This is a genomic window from Moritella yayanosii, assembly GCF_900465055.1.
In the GTDB taxonomy this organism is placed as follows: domain Bacteria; phylum Pseudomonadota; class Gammaproteobacteria; order Enterobacterales; family Moritellaceae; genus Moritella; species Moritella yayanosii.
In genome coordinates this window covers 2,009,956-2,023,375 of record NZ_LS483250.1, presented here as the reverse complement: position 1 = coordinate 2,023,375, position 13,420 = coordinate 2,009,956, and the positions used below count along the sequence as shown (strand labels likewise).

General features: G+C 39.5%; 12 protein-coding genes and 1 pseudogene. 6 read left to right on the top strand and 7 right to left on the bottom strand.

The features are described 5' to 3' along the window. Positions 1-235: 235 nt before the first annotated feature. Positions 236-391 (top strand): annotated as a pseudogene (locus MORIYA_RS21340) (pyrimidine 5'-nucleotidase); the annotation flags it as partial. A 153-nt stretch (positions 392-544) separates the two neighbouring features. Continuing rightward, on the top strand, positions 545-1,147 hold the full coding sequence (locus tag MORIYA_RS09205; protein ID WP_112714578.1) for a hypothetical protein: 603 nt from the start codon (positions 545-547) through the stop codon (positions 1,145-1,147). Positions 1,148-1,149: 2 nt separating this feature from the next. Here MORIYA_RS09205 and MORIYA_RS09200 read toward each other — a convergent pair whose 3' ends face one another. Together MORIYA_RS09200 and MORIYA_RS09195 are read right to left on the bottom strand one after the other, a co-directional pair. Further along, positions 1,150-3,417 (bottom strand): EAL domain-containing protein, encoded by a 2,268-nt coding sequence (locus MORIYA_RS09200; protein WP_112714576.1) that lies wholly within the window; start codon positions 3,415-3,417, stop codon positions 1,150-1,152. A gap of 158 nt (positions 3,418-3,575) precedes the next feature. Then, positions 3,576-4,574 (bottom strand): GlxA family transcriptional regulator, encoded by a 999-nt coding sequence (locus MORIYA_RS09195; RefSeq protein WP_112714574.1) that lies wholly within the window; start codon positions 4,572-4,574, stop codon positions 3,576-3,578. A gap of 131 nt (positions 4,575-4,705) precedes the next feature. Between MORIYA_RS09195 and MORIYA_RS09190 the strand changes: the two genes are divergently transcribed. Both MORIYA_RS09190 and MORIYA_RS09185 read left to right on the top strand, forming a co-directional pair. Further along, positions 4,706-5,314: a LysE family translocator gene (locus MORIYA_RS09190; protein ID WP_112714572.1), complete on the top strand. Its 609-nt coding sequence runs from the start codon at positions 4,706-4,708 to the stop codon at positions 5,312-5,314. 116 nt (positions 5,315-5,430) lie between these two features. Further along, a complete protein-coding gene (locus MORIYA_RS09185; RefSeq protein WP_112714570.1) occupies positions 5,431-5,970 on the top strand; it encodes a thioesterase family protein in 540 nt (179 codons plus the stop codon). Positions 5,971-6,250: 280 nt separating this feature from the next. Here MORIYA_RS09185 and MORIYA_RS09180 read toward each other — a convergent pair whose 3' ends face one another. The 3 genes from MORIYA_RS09180 to MORIYA_RS09170 all read right to left on the bottom strand — a co-directional run bounded on the left by MORIYA_RS09180 (position 6,251) and on the right by MORIYA_RS09170 (position 9,592). Beyond that, the gene (locus MORIYA_RS09180) at positions 6,251-8,080 is read right to left on the bottom strand and encodes a methyl-accepting chemotaxis protein (protein ID WP_112714568.1); all 1,830 of its coding nucleotides are present in this window, start codon (positions 8,078-8,080) and stop codon (positions 6,251-6,253) included. Positions 8,081-8,330: 250 nt separating this feature from the next. Further along, positions 8,331-9,011 (bottom strand): hypothetical protein, encoded by a 681-nt coding sequence (locus MORIYA_RS09175; RefSeq protein WP_112714566.1) that lies wholly within the window; start codon positions 9,009-9,011, stop codon positions 8,331-8,333. Between the two features lie 239 nt (positions 9,012-9,250). After that, positions 9,251-9,592 carry a HopJ type III effector protein gene (locus tag MORIYA_RS09170; RefSeq protein ID WP_112714564.1) on the bottom strand — a complete coding sequence of 114 codons (342 nt, stop codon included), beginning with the start codon at positions 9,590-9,592 and terminating at the stop codon, positions 9,251-9,253. A gap of 225 nt (positions 9,593-9,817) precedes the next feature. Here MORIYA_RS09170 and MORIYA_RS09165 point away from each other — a divergent pair, with 225 nt between their 5' ends. Both MORIYA_RS09165 and MORIYA_RS09160 read left to right on the top strand, forming a co-directional pair. Then, on the top strand, positions 9,818-10,363 hold the full coding sequence (locus MORIYA_RS09165) for a hypothetical protein (RefSeq protein WP_232011577.1): 546 nt from the start codon (positions 9,818-9,820) through the stop codon (positions 10,361-10,363). Continuing rightward, positions 10,351-11,220, top strand: a complete 870-nt coding sequence (locus tag MORIYA_RS09160; RefSeq protein WP_112714560.1) for an NRDE family protein — start codon at positions 10,351-10,353, stop codon at positions 11,218-11,220. Before MORIYA_RS09165 ends, MORIYA_RS09160 begins: the two co-directional genes overlap by 13 nt. A gap of 244 nt (positions 11,221-11,464) precedes the next feature. Here the strand turns inward: MORIYA_RS09160 and MORIYA_RS09155 are convergent, their stop codons facing one another. Then, entirely contained in the window at positions 11,465-12,373 is a 909-nt protein-coding gene (locus MORIYA_RS09155; protein WP_112714558.1) for a cyanophycin synthetase, read from the bottom strand. Then, positions 12,333-13,205, bottom strand: a complete 873-nt coding sequence (locus MORIYA_RS09150; protein WP_112714556.1) for a D-alanine--D-alanine ligase family protein — start codon at positions 13,203-13,205, stop codon at positions 12,333-12,335. The genes MORIYA_RS09155 and MORIYA_RS09150 overlap by 41 nt, the downstream gene beginning before the upstream one ends. Between the last annotated feature and the right edge of the window lie 215 nt (positions 13,206-13,420).

Here is a 13,420-nt window from a genome sequence, read left to right as displayed (position 1 = left end):
TTTAATCTGGCTTACGGAATTTTCTAGGTAAGGCTTTAATCGCTGATTTTTATTTCGAGGATTGTTATTAAATAAATCTGCACTGATAGTAACAGGGTGTTTCTTTTGTGGCAAGTTTATTTTTGGATGTTTTTATTTATTGTTTAGTTGTATGTCATTGTTCCGCGATTATATACCCAAGCTACCTTCGTTCTGCATCCCAGCGAGTCTCTAATATAGCATATTGAAGTAGTTTGGGTATAATCCCCATTCTGATATTTTAGGTCGGATGAATGCAGGATTTGATACTTGTTGGCTTAACAGTGAGAACTCAGTATTACCTGACGGTATAAAACCCAGCTATCAAGTGACGTCACTCACACAGTTACAATCATTGTTATTCACGGCTTAATTTAGCTCGTATTTATAAAAATACTTATATTTTTTGGCTACTTGCCGATATACTTTGAGCGATCAATTCACGTATTCAGTTTTTTTTAAAAAGTGTAGCAAAACACTGAATACGTGAATTCAAGTTTAATTTGTTTATAGAAAAGGAAAAAACATGTTTAAAGTTTCAACGCTTGCAAGCATACCGTTACTTATTGTTGCACCAACACTTATGGCTGAACCATTTAGCCATAATAATGCGCAGATAAGTTATCGAGCAGAGCATTGGGCGCTAAATGTTGAACGTGCTGTCACTGAAGATTTCTATATTACAGGCTTTTATCATCAAACTGGTGATATCGCACAAAGTTCGAACGTAAAAGCCAAAGCCAAGATTTTGGGCGCAGGTTTAATGACGTCAACGAATATTGGTCATATGACCGAATTTTATGCGGGTGCTAATCTTACTCAAAATACCGTTAAGTCGTGGGAGAATGGCATATCACGACCAGAAGAATCAGATTTTTATCCGAGTGTGATTGCTGGTGTGAAAATTTCTTCGAGTCCTGAATTTGAAGCAGATTTTAATGTTAATCATGGGTTTAGTAATAGCAAATATACGTATGGTTATCTTGATTCAACATCATTTACTGTCGGCGGTAAGTACTTTATCGATCAGGCGATGGCTCTCGGTTTATCTTATGTGTGGATTAAAGATCAAGATAAGGCGATGAGTCGGGACAATATAAGTTTGTCATTCAGCCTGTACTTTGAATAATATTATAATAATTGATTTAGGGTCAGCATATTGTCAATGGGTTGCGGTTTCCCTATGCCATAGCCCTGGGCAAAGTCGATACCAATTGCTTCTACTTTTTGTTTAATGGCATCGTTTTCAACGAATTCGGCGATGGTTTTCAATTTCATTAAGTGGCCTATCTCGTTGATTGATTTTACCATCGCGGCATCAATGGGGTTGGTTAAGATATCTTTAATAAATATGCCATCAATTTTAAGGGTATTGACGGGGAGGTTTTTGAGATAGGCAAATGAAGATAAGCCACTACCAAAGTCATCTAATGCAAATTGGCAACCAAAAGTACTTAACGTATTAATAAAGATCGTGGCACTGGCAAGATTACTTATCGCGGCTGTTTCGGTTATTTCAAACATGATCTGTTGAGGTGATACTTCGGCTTGAGTTATCGTTGTCATGATATGTTGCAGCAGGTCGCTGTCACCCAGTGACGCGCCGGATAAATTAATACTAATGTGGTCAAACATATCAAGTTGTTGGCTATGCGCTTTCATCCACTGTAATGTACGGTCTATGACCCAACGATCTATCGGTTCAGATAAGTTATAACGTTCTGCGATTGGCAAGAATACGCCTGGCGAAATTAGTGCCCCATTTTTATCTTGCATGCGCAGTAATACTTCAAAAATAGGTTTCTGGGCAGTGTCTTGCAGTGCGACGATAGGCTGGGCGTAGAGTTCAAAACGGTCTTCATTGAGGGCTTCTTTGATTTCATTTACCCAACGAAATTCATCATCTCGAGCCGTTAACAATTCATCGTTATCATGGTAGGTATGTACCCTGTTACGGCCTAAGTCTTTCGCTGCATAGCAGGCTAAATCGGCATGAATAAGTACTTCACTGGTATTACCTGAGTCACGGCTGATCTCTGCAACACCAATACTGACACCCACACTAAAACAACTTTTTTTCCATATGAATTGGAATTTTTTCACTTTGTCTAATATTTCATTCGCTGCAACTACTGCTTCTGTAAGCTGACAATCTCGCATTAATACTGCAAATTCGTCGCCACCTAACCGTGCTAAAGTATCGTTGGGTTTTAGGTTATCACCGATTAACCCTGCGATTTGACGCAATAACTCGTCACCAGCAGCATGGCCACAAGTATCATTAATTATTTTAAATTGGTCTAAATCTAAGAAGCATAATACATGGGTAAGTTGGCTACCTTGTACACTGCATACTGCATCGCTAAGTTGATGCTCAAACTCATAACGATTGATTAGGTCGGTTAGCATATCGTGTTTTGCTTGATAGGTTATCTGCTTAGATATGATCCTTGATTTTGTGATATCGACTTGAATGCCAATAAAGTGGGTTATTTCACCGTCGGTATTCGACATTGGAATGATCGTTACTTTAGCCCAGTATAATTTACCATTTTTACGTTGGTTTTGTACTTCATCAGTCCACTCTTCACCTTGTAAAATACTAGTCCACAGTTTGTTATAAGTGGTATTTGTGGTTGTTGTTGAGCGGAAGAAATTGGCTTTTTTACCAATAGATTCTTGTGATGTATAACCTGTGATTTGGGTGAAATGCGGATTAACGTATTCAATAATACCGCTAGTATTGGTGATCATAATACCGTCTAAGCTGCATTCAACAACGCGTGATAATTTTTTTAGATTGGCAGTATTCTGTTGTTGTAAAGTGATATCGTCGCAGACACCAACCCCCCCATCTATTTCACCGGTATTTGAATATAGAGGGACTAGATTGACTTCGAGGTAGGATTTTTTGTTGTGTGATACCGAGATGTATTCGCCTTTAAAGGTACTTACTTGACCTTTTAATGACGACTCTATTGCCTTGGAAAGATCTATATTTTGGATATTTTCTAGTATGTTAAAGCCAATCAAACCATCTTTATTTGCACCGATAATATGTTCAAAACGACGATTAGTTTTTAATAACACACTGTGTTTATTGTAATGAAAAATACCGACTGGTGAATGTTCAAAAATAGAGTTTAACTTTGCTTCGCTCTGTACCAGTTCATCCGTTTTTAGAGTGACTTGGTAACGTGATTTTTTTAGTTGTTGGCGATAGATTAGGGTTTGTATCAAAAAGAAGGAGAAAGCAGAGAAGATAACAACCGTAGATAATATTGTATCGTCATTAAGATTATGATATTTGAAATAGGCATATGCAAGCAGGGAAATAAGCGATGCGATATAGATCGAAATTGAAATGAAAATCCGTTTATGTGATTCAAAATACTGCATTTTAGTGAACTATTATAATAAATGAGTTTTCAATATGCCGTTTTTGGATGTTGATTGCAATATACGTGAATGATTTATGTTACTTCTTAGAATATAGCTTGTAATACGAGCACTTAAGTTACGGGCACTTAAGAATAGTTATTGCGCTAAGCTGTGAACTATTTATTAGAGGTCAATGCATATTTATCCCGAACTTGACTGCGCAGTTGACCCGGTGAAAGGTTAAATCGTTGTCGAAATACTTTACACAAGTAACTGCTATCTTGAAAACCAACTTCATCAGCCAGATTCTCTAAAAGATGGTCTGAATTAAGTAAACGCCAATGCAAATGTTGTAAGCGCATTTCGTGCCAATATTGATGTGCAGACATATTCAAATGCTGTTTGAAACGTCTATCTAACTGTCGGCGACTTGACCCAGTGAGCGCGGCTAATTGTTCAATTGAGGTATTGCTGGCCATAATATTTTGCATTAAGGCAATGGTACGGCCAAGGTGGCGATCATGATGTATTGCTTGTTGACGTGATTTTAATTGATGCAATTGATTGCGGCTTTCATCAACCAGCATATCTGCCAGTCCTTTTACTGCCCTGCTTTGTCCAAGATGACGACTGAGTATCGCCACGGCTAAATCAATAGCAGCCGTTCCTCCCGCGCAGCTGACGCGTTTATGATCGATGCAGTATAGTTGCTCATTTGCGATCTTTAAGCGCGGGTAAGCGTGACTAAACTCATTGATATGACGCCAGTGTACGGTCGTTTTATGCGCATTTAATAAACCTAATTCAGCCAAGGTAAAGCAAGCATTATCAATGCTAATTAAGGTAATGCCAACTGCTGCTGCGTGTTTTAAAAACGCCCCGTAATGCTGTGCTTGTTGTTGTGATTGACGCGCAGTGCGACAACCAAAAATGACTAGATAATCATACTGGCAAAGGTTTATATCAGCAGACGCGGTTTGTATCTCAATGGCTATGCCACTACTGGATGTCACCGGGGTAGTGTCTAAACCGACAACTTGCCATGAGCAATATCGCTGTTGGCTATGGTCTGCATCATCAGCCGAAAAGCGTAATTTATCTAAAAAACCACCAAACGGTAGCATATTAAATTCGGGTAGGGGTAATAGTAGAAAACGAACGTCTGCTGAGTTCATGGTTGGTATCCGTTAATGGCTCATGTATTTATCGCGCTGTCCAAATAGTACCATTAAACGTCCAAATTATACCGTTCATTTTTATTGTTGGAATTTATACTCATTGTACTTTTGTTCATGTGGGTATGGTTATGGCGTTTCATCTTTGGTTAGTATTTTTAGTTGCGGCAATGGGGCTGGCGGTCGTGCCTGGGCCTAATTCATTATTGGCATTGAGCCACGGTGCACGTTATGGACATCGGCGCACATTGTTTACTATATGTGGTGGTGTGTTTGGATTTTTGATCTTAATTGCAATCGCTATGTTTGGTTTAGGCGCGGTATTGCAAGCGCAACCTGACGCGATGACGGCATTGCAGTGGGTTGGTGCTGCGTATCTAGTTTGGCTGGGTATCAAACTATGGTATGCCCCTGCGCTGGAGTTGACTAAGCTTGCTGAAAGCCAAATATATAGTCCTACTAGTTTGTTTCGACAAGGTTTTTTTGCGGCGTTATCAAATCCGAAAGTATTACTGTTTTTTACCGCATTCTTAGCTCAGTTTATTGATCCTGAGGAGGCGTTACTGCCGCAGTTTATTGTTATTGCGATTACCTTTATTTGTGTTGAATTTTTGGCTGAATATGGCATCGCGTGCGTTGCTCACCGTATTCGTCCTAAATTGATGCAAAGCGGGCAGCGTTTTAATCAGGGTTGCGGCATGTTGTTTATTGTACTCGGTGTTTCGATGACATTGGCGTAGCGAGACTCAAAATAATATGAATACTATTTTATAGTCGCTTTGTTTTGTATTTACTTTACATTATATGTGCTTAGGTCAGTATGGTACGTTAATTTATTTTTATGAAAGGGAGTTACATGAATTTATTTTTTAGAATGCTCATCATTATCTTTAGTGCCCGTAAGCAGGATGCGGTGGCGCTGGTTGATAAACGCAGTGATCGGTTTCGAGTTTGGTTACACGATCTGGGTTGGCGTGATCATTTACCTAATTACCGGGTATTTAGTTTCATGGAATTAGGCCGTTTTGGTATCTGGCATAGTTCTCGACTGGCGTTATCTGGTCGTTATGGTTTACGTATGATTGCCGCACAAGATTTTATTTATTTAAAACCTATTCGTCCATTTCAAGCGTTTACGATGACCACGGAAATTTTGAGTTGCGATGAGAAATATTTCTATTACCAGCATCAATTTTTTTGTGGTGAAAAATTGGTAGCAATTGGGTTGGTGAAAGAGATTAACTTGAAATCAGGCAAGGCTGTGGCACCGCATTCATTATTAACGGCTGACGCAGAACTGAACGGCTCGGTGATGGTTGATCTGGACAATAGGGTATTGCATCCGGTAGTCGAAAATTGGTTGGCGATGCAACAAGCGATAAAAGAAAATAGTTAATCTAACGCTCTGATGGTGAGGGCATATACCCAAGCTACTTCAAGATGCACAATCAGCAAACCGAAAGGAAAGGATATTCAAGGCATGAAGTCGAAGATTTAGTTATTCTAAATTAAGACTTCATAACGCCGAAGATTCATTCTTTCGGCTTGCCCTACGGGAGGCGAGCAGAAATAGCAGCACAGCGTTACAATATTTGAAAATGGAATAACCATTCTCTACATATTGCGCCTTGTTCTGTTATCCAGTTATTATCAAAACGTACCGATAAGTAGTGTCATTACACTGTGTATTGCGCAATGGCTCGGTCTAAATTTTTAGCCTGATCCGCAATCGCGCTGGCTGCTTGTGCATTTTCATGTGTAATTTGTGAATTTTGGCTAGTGATATCACGAATTGAAGTGACGTTACGGCCTATTTCATCAGAAACGACGGTTTGCTGCTCAACAGCTGTCGCTATCTGAGTGCTGGTATCCATGATGAGCTGCATATCAGACATGATCTGACCAATCTTAGACTCGGCACTATCGGCTTGTTCTACGCTTAATTCGCCTTGTTCATGACAACGGCTAATGTGTAGAACAACCTGACCCGTTTGCTCTTGCAATGTCGCAATAATATCGGTGATCTCTTCAGTTGATTGGCGGGTTCTTAATGCCAAAGAACGTACTTCATCGGCCACAACAGCAAAACCTCGACCTTGTTCGCCTGCTCGTGCAGCCTCGATAGCGGCATTTAGTGCCAGTAAATTGGTTTGCTCTGCGATTGACCGGATCACATCCAGCACTGACCCGATGTTATCTGACAGGGTAGAAAGGTTTGAGATTTCATCACTGGTTTTAGATAAATCGTCAGATAAAATGCGAATACGATCTTTAGTCGCACTGACTTCAGATAAGCCTTCCATTGCGCCATTATGGCTCTTGTCCGCATTACTTGCTGCACTTTCGGTATTGTGAGCAATTTCTCGAATGGTTGAGCCCATTTCTGTAATTGCCGTTGCGACGGCATCTGTTTCGGCTTGTTGGCGGCTCATTGCGTCTTCAGAATCAATACTACGCTTTTGTAATTGTGTCGATGCTGAACCAAGTTCATATACGGCAGACTGAACATTGCTGACAAGTTCACGTAAATGGGCTAATAAATAATTAAAGTTACCGGCCATTTGTGATAATTCATCGTTACCTTTTTCATCCGCAACAGCGGTTAAATCATGGCTTTTAGCGATCGAGGCCATCAAGCTACTTAGGCTTTGTATACGACGTTGGATAGAATTGCTAATTAACCAAGACAGTGTGATCATGAGTATGATCACGATCAATACTGCCACAATAGTGAGGGTTATCGTTTGCTGTTGCTGGTTTTCGATTTCGTTATTAAGTTGCTGACTCATGGTTTTAAAGGTACGTTCAACTTGATGTGAATACCCGCGCATCTCACCACGTAATCCCGTTTTTGGCGTATTACCTATCGTGTTATATTGCGTAATGATCTCAGCCATCGTGGCACGGAAATCAGTATAGTTACTACCAAAGTCAAGCGCGAGCTGCTGGTCATAAAGCGCCAACTTAGTTTGGTAGTCTAGGTAGTATTCTTGTTTACCCAGTAATGCAAATATTTTAGCGGTTTGTGCAAGATCGGTGGTAATTAACAGATTACGGTTATAGCGATCTGCAGTTTGCAGCAATCGCTTATAACCACTATTTAGGCGTTTCAGTAAACCCTGTTCATTGCTCAGTCCCAGTTTTTGATAATTGCTGACCAGTGCGTTTACCGTGCGATTATAATCTTTCATTGACGCCGGCAAGGTGGCTGTACTTGGCACAATAATATTGAGTGTGGTGAGTTTTTCTGTTAGTAGCTTAAATTCAGTTTGAAATAATATGTAGTTGGCTTGAAATTTATCGAGATACTTTGTATCTAAGCGTAATAAAAAATCTTTTTCATTACGGCGTAAATTTAAGAGTGTAACTTCTAATTGCTTTACATCGGTAGCTGCATGGTTAATATTCATCACTTTGTCGTTGGCCACCCAAGACATACCGAGTACTAATAAGAGTGCGCTTACAGAAATCCCCGTAAGCCCTAATAATTTATCTCTGATTTTCATTTTCTACAATATCCTAACTAATTAATATTGCCGACATCACGGCTTGGTCTATATTTTCGGCTTGAAATGTAATTTCTTTAAGAATATATGGAGTAAAATCATCTTTTTTAGCTGGGAAAATATAAATGGTTTAAAAATTAGTTTGTTAACAATAAAAATAAATTGATAAATATTAATTTATTGTACATATTTTTATTGTTAAAGCGGGGGGATGTGGCTTTATATACTTATTTGTTGGTAATTAAGTTGGTTAATCTTCGGTATTAAATTCAAGCTCAAATAAACAGGTTTCTAAACCTGCGGGTAAATTTAACAGTAGCCGATCAGTATTAAGCTCAAATTCAATCTCATTATGCTGGAGGGCATCAAGAATATTGAGTTGATCTGAAAATAACAGTAACCCTGTACTGACAAGAATGGCGTAATGGCATTGTCGTGATACGGTGTCTTCGGTTTCCATAATGGTTTTAAATGTTTCTAAAAACAGTATAAGTAGTTGTTCTGGTGTTTTGTCTTGATAAGATTCTTCAAGTTGAATTAACTGGGAGTAGGTAAGGGCAAATTGATGGTCAAAATTACGCATATTAATACATACGGTGTCTTCTGTTTTATTATCATTGAGATTTAAAAATCGGGCAAAGCTATCACTTTTGACATCAATTAAAAAACTGACATTGATATCGCTATATGTCGATTCTTTGATCGCATCAACACTGATGCCATCTTCATTCAAAGCACTGATATGGTAGTTTAATATCGCGGTTATCAGTTCGTTTTTACCTATACCTGCATGCAGCATCTGCTGATAAGTATCGGCAAGGTGGATACCTGCTATGTCAGACGATTGATGCTGATAATCAGTGCTGTTGATAAAAGAAGCGATCACTTGCTTTGAAAACTCAAAGTCAAAGCCATTTAGATGAATATACATATCAACTCCTTGTTAGCTGTTTGCTAAAGCTGGGAGACATAACGCAGTTGCTATAAGTATAACGGGTTAAATTTGGTTAGTAAGATAGATTCAGTATGGTGATTATTTTATGCTAAGCAATGTTGCTAGGGGGGGCTCTGTAACGTGAGATAAAGTGATTAATCGTGCTTCATATGCAGGTGATGTGAGCAGAGAAAATAAGGCTTTCTCTGCCTCAACATAACGTTAACGCATTAACATTATTTTAATGTTAGCGGCAGTGTTTCGAATTGAATACCTGACCAACCCGTACGCATAAAGTAACGGATGTTAGCATGGTCATCACCGTCAGGATTATTTAGTACGTCATCACGGTAATAAGTACCAAAACACTCTAGCATTTGCTGTTTGGTGAATTTATTTAAACGACCTAGTGCAAACAATTTGCATGAACCGGTGTTTTCCGTTGCTTCGTTTACTAAGTAGCCATTATAAAATTTAGTGGCTGTGAAATCATAGCTTTCATCAATAACAGCGATGACATCTTCGAACTGAATAGTAGTTGGCTGTGCCGATAATTTATTTAAAAAATCATTTAACATGGAGTATCCCATCAATTTAAAGTATTTGCTATCTTCCCTTAATTTATCATAAATGTTAGCTAAATGAGTAATAATTTACCAATTAGTTTCAATGATCACCTCTTTATTCAGTAAACGCGGGTTGCTATGGTACGCTTTCTCACTCAAATTGTTATTTTTTCGTGATAAATTAAACCCCGTATTTGTTGTATGCTTTACTTAGAAGACGTACTGATAAAAGGAATAATGATGGTGTCAGGCCCTGTAAAGCAATTTAGAACGGTAATAAAAGGGAACATAGAAGGTTTAGACCAGGGGATCACTTTACTCATGGCGATGACCAATGAGCAATATTGCATGCGTGCGAAGCCTTATATGACGAGCTGTATTGGTGAGCATTTACGTCATATTCTCGATCTTTATTATGTATTAAAAGAACATGTTGAAGTGATTGATTATGATGTTCGTCGTCGTGGTGCTCTGGTTGAATCGTGTCGTATGACGGGTTTATCTGAATTAGAACATATCAAAATTTGGCTGCTCACATTACAGCCGCACATGATGAACAACAAAATAATGATGTCGACAGAAGTATCCGTGCTTAATACCTTAGTCGCAGAAGTTGAAACATCATTAATTCGTGAGCTTATATTTGTCAGTACGCATGCGATCCATCATTATGCATTAATGGATATTTCGGCAAAATTGTGTGACTTCGATACACCGAAAAACATGGGCATAGCCCCTGCGACACTCACTGCATTGAGGAATGGCTTATCATGTGTACAGTAAGTTGGTTGTTGGCAAATGATGGCTATCAAGTATTCTTTAACCGAGATGAGCAAAAGGGCCGTGCTCTGGCACGCTCACCAAAATACTTTAATGATCTTGGCGTTAAATATTTAATGCCTGTGGATCCGGTTGGTGGGGGCAGTTGGATTGCGATTAATCAAGCGGGTTTATCAATATGTTTACTGAATTATTATCAACAAAAACCGCCCGAGAAAGAACTGATCAGTCGTGGTTTATTAGTCAAATCATTAATCAGTAATACGTCATTGACGAAGATCCGGTCGGCATTAAAAAAACTGCCTTTACAGTGCTATGCTGCCTTTACGTTATTAGTGTTCCCAAGTCATCTCACGGCACAAATTGGCGATGTTTATGCGGTACGTTGGGATGGTTTTGAACTCACCACTCTGACCGCTGTATCACCGATGATATCGTCATCAATTGCGCTAGCCGAAGTGACTAACTACCGAGAAGACCACCATAACGCCATCTTATTACCGCACCAGGTGTTATTTTCAGGCGACGGGTGTAATGATGAGCTGGAAATAAGACCAACGCCTGCGCGGGTTGATATTGATAGCGTTGCAGTAAATATTATCGAGTTAACGAATCAGCGTTGTATTGATGATAAGAACAGTTTAGCGCTGACTCAATTTCATGCCAGTCATGAGCCTGCACCGTCTTATTTATCGGTTTGTATGCACCGTGATGATGCGCATACGGTCAGTTTTACTCATCTCATTGCTACCCGTAAGCAACTTAAAATGAATTATGTCTGTGGTTGTCCGTGTTCATCAAAGCAACATCAGTCTTATGCTTTATATCCACATCGAGAAACTTGCGTTGCAGTAGTCTAAACTTGCCAGTATTTTTATGGCCTTAAATTAGCTTAGGTATATAACGTTTAGCCGTATCTCTACGGCTTATCGTTGTTATCAATCTGCTGATACAATACATAAACTGCAATCAAGGGTAAGACTGCCCAATATACCTAGTTTAAGCTAAAGTTGGTTAGATTCGATAGTACCGTTAAACCGGTAAAAACATCACAGTGCCATTACATAGCCTGCACTGGTGCCAGCTTAGGAAGTACCGAGGACATTAGAAGGTGTCTGCTTGTTGATTAGTCGCAACGTTGATTAACCCTAAATGTCCTGACAGATCATCTGCTTCACCGTAACGTGGGTAGTTGTGCATGTTTAGATAAGGGCGTGAGTTTACTTCGAGGAAGATCAACTTTTGCTCACGGGCATCATGCTCAATACCTTGTTCCATGATCACATCAATACCTAAGATCTCAGCATCAAATAAATTTAATACCTTGGCAAACAATTCCTGGTTGTAGGTTGGTATCAGATCGCGCTGAATGGTTTCAACCACGCCGCCTGGTGCTAACGATATACGATAAAACAATTCAACTTGCTGTGCGTTATCTGGCACTGAGGTTAAGGTTAAACCTTGCTTCGCAAGATAACTGATTGTTTGTTGGCCTTGAGATATCGGGTTATTGCATGGATAAAGCCCCATTTTTTTACGCACCGCGTTTTCTGTTTCGATTAAGCTGCTGATGGTATTGACCCCATCACCTGTTACAAATGCGGGATAACGTTGTAGGACTGAAATTACGCCCGCTTTGGTGATCACTACTCGGTAGTTTTTACCTTGTAAATATTGCTCTATAACTGTCGTCGGCCACCACAGTTTAGCCAGGAACATTGCCCGCCAAAGTTCTTTATAATTACGAATAGGAAAATGACTGCCACGCGAAAAACCACTGACATTGGGTTTGATCACTAATGGAAAACCATGCGTTTTAGCAAACTTTACCGCAGTGAAAGGGTTAAAAAAAATGGTCCCTTGTGCATGAGGAATATTACCCGCAGCAAACTTATCACGTGCCTGCTTCTTGGAGCGACAACCGCGGCGTACTTCTAGGCTGTTGTAGTTGCTACAGCCATGCATGAATTTGCTACTGATCCATTTGTAAATTAGTTGTTTTACTCGTTTCATCTTGATTCAAGATCCTTGTGTTATGACCTCGTCTGGCGGCGATCAACTTATTAAAGAAAATACCTTGGGTTACTTTTTTGCTGTTTAGCTGTTGCGCTAACTGAGCAAGTGAATACGTGGTGTTATACAGTAACTGGTACTTCTGTAACCGGGTCAAATTATGACTTAATAAACTAAGCGGCATCGGTACATATAAATTGACTTCGACGAGTTTAAATTGGCGTAGTAATAGTGCACTTAATGAATCCGCTTTCAAACTATAGCGGGCGATTGTAAAATCACCCATGCGACTTAGTTCTTGCCACAGCTGCTGCTGCTCTGTAGGGCTTAATGCGTCGGTAATATCTTGGTATTGGGTATCATGGTTATAAATGCCATTGACGGGGAATGTATCTGCGCTGTTGTTAATCACTTGCGTTATCGACATTACTGCAAACTGTCCCGCTTGCTGAGGGTGTTTAACAACAAATACCTCAAACTCAATGGCACCGACTGCCGCTTCTTGAATTAAATAATTTTGCGCCTGATAACCGCTGCTTTCTCGTAATACGCCAAGCTCAGCAATATTATGGATACAGCTGACACCGACCGAGTTTTGTCCCCATTCTGGTTTCGCAAATACCGGGTAGCGCTCTGGACATAAATCAGGCCTATCAATGTACTGGTTTAAACGCCATTCAACCGGCGTTATGGCATCTAAATCGTGCTTAGAGAATATTTTTTTTTGCTTATTAAAATAGCGCGCATTGAGCTGAAAATAACGCCACGGAATAGTCAAAAACCGCAAGCAAAATACCATGTAATGTAATATTAATAAGCCACGTATAAGCATAGGATCACTCTGCTTTGATTAATTTTAAGTTAATAGCACATAACACTAAGCCTAAAATGAGGATTGATACAGCAGCCATAAATAATGATCCGCCATCACTGAACCTATGGTTGATAAAATTTGTATGGAATAGAAGATAAAAAGACTTTAGCGATCCAAACCACGATAACCCAGTTAGCAAGAGTGTAAATACGTTTTTTTGTTAACATATGCTA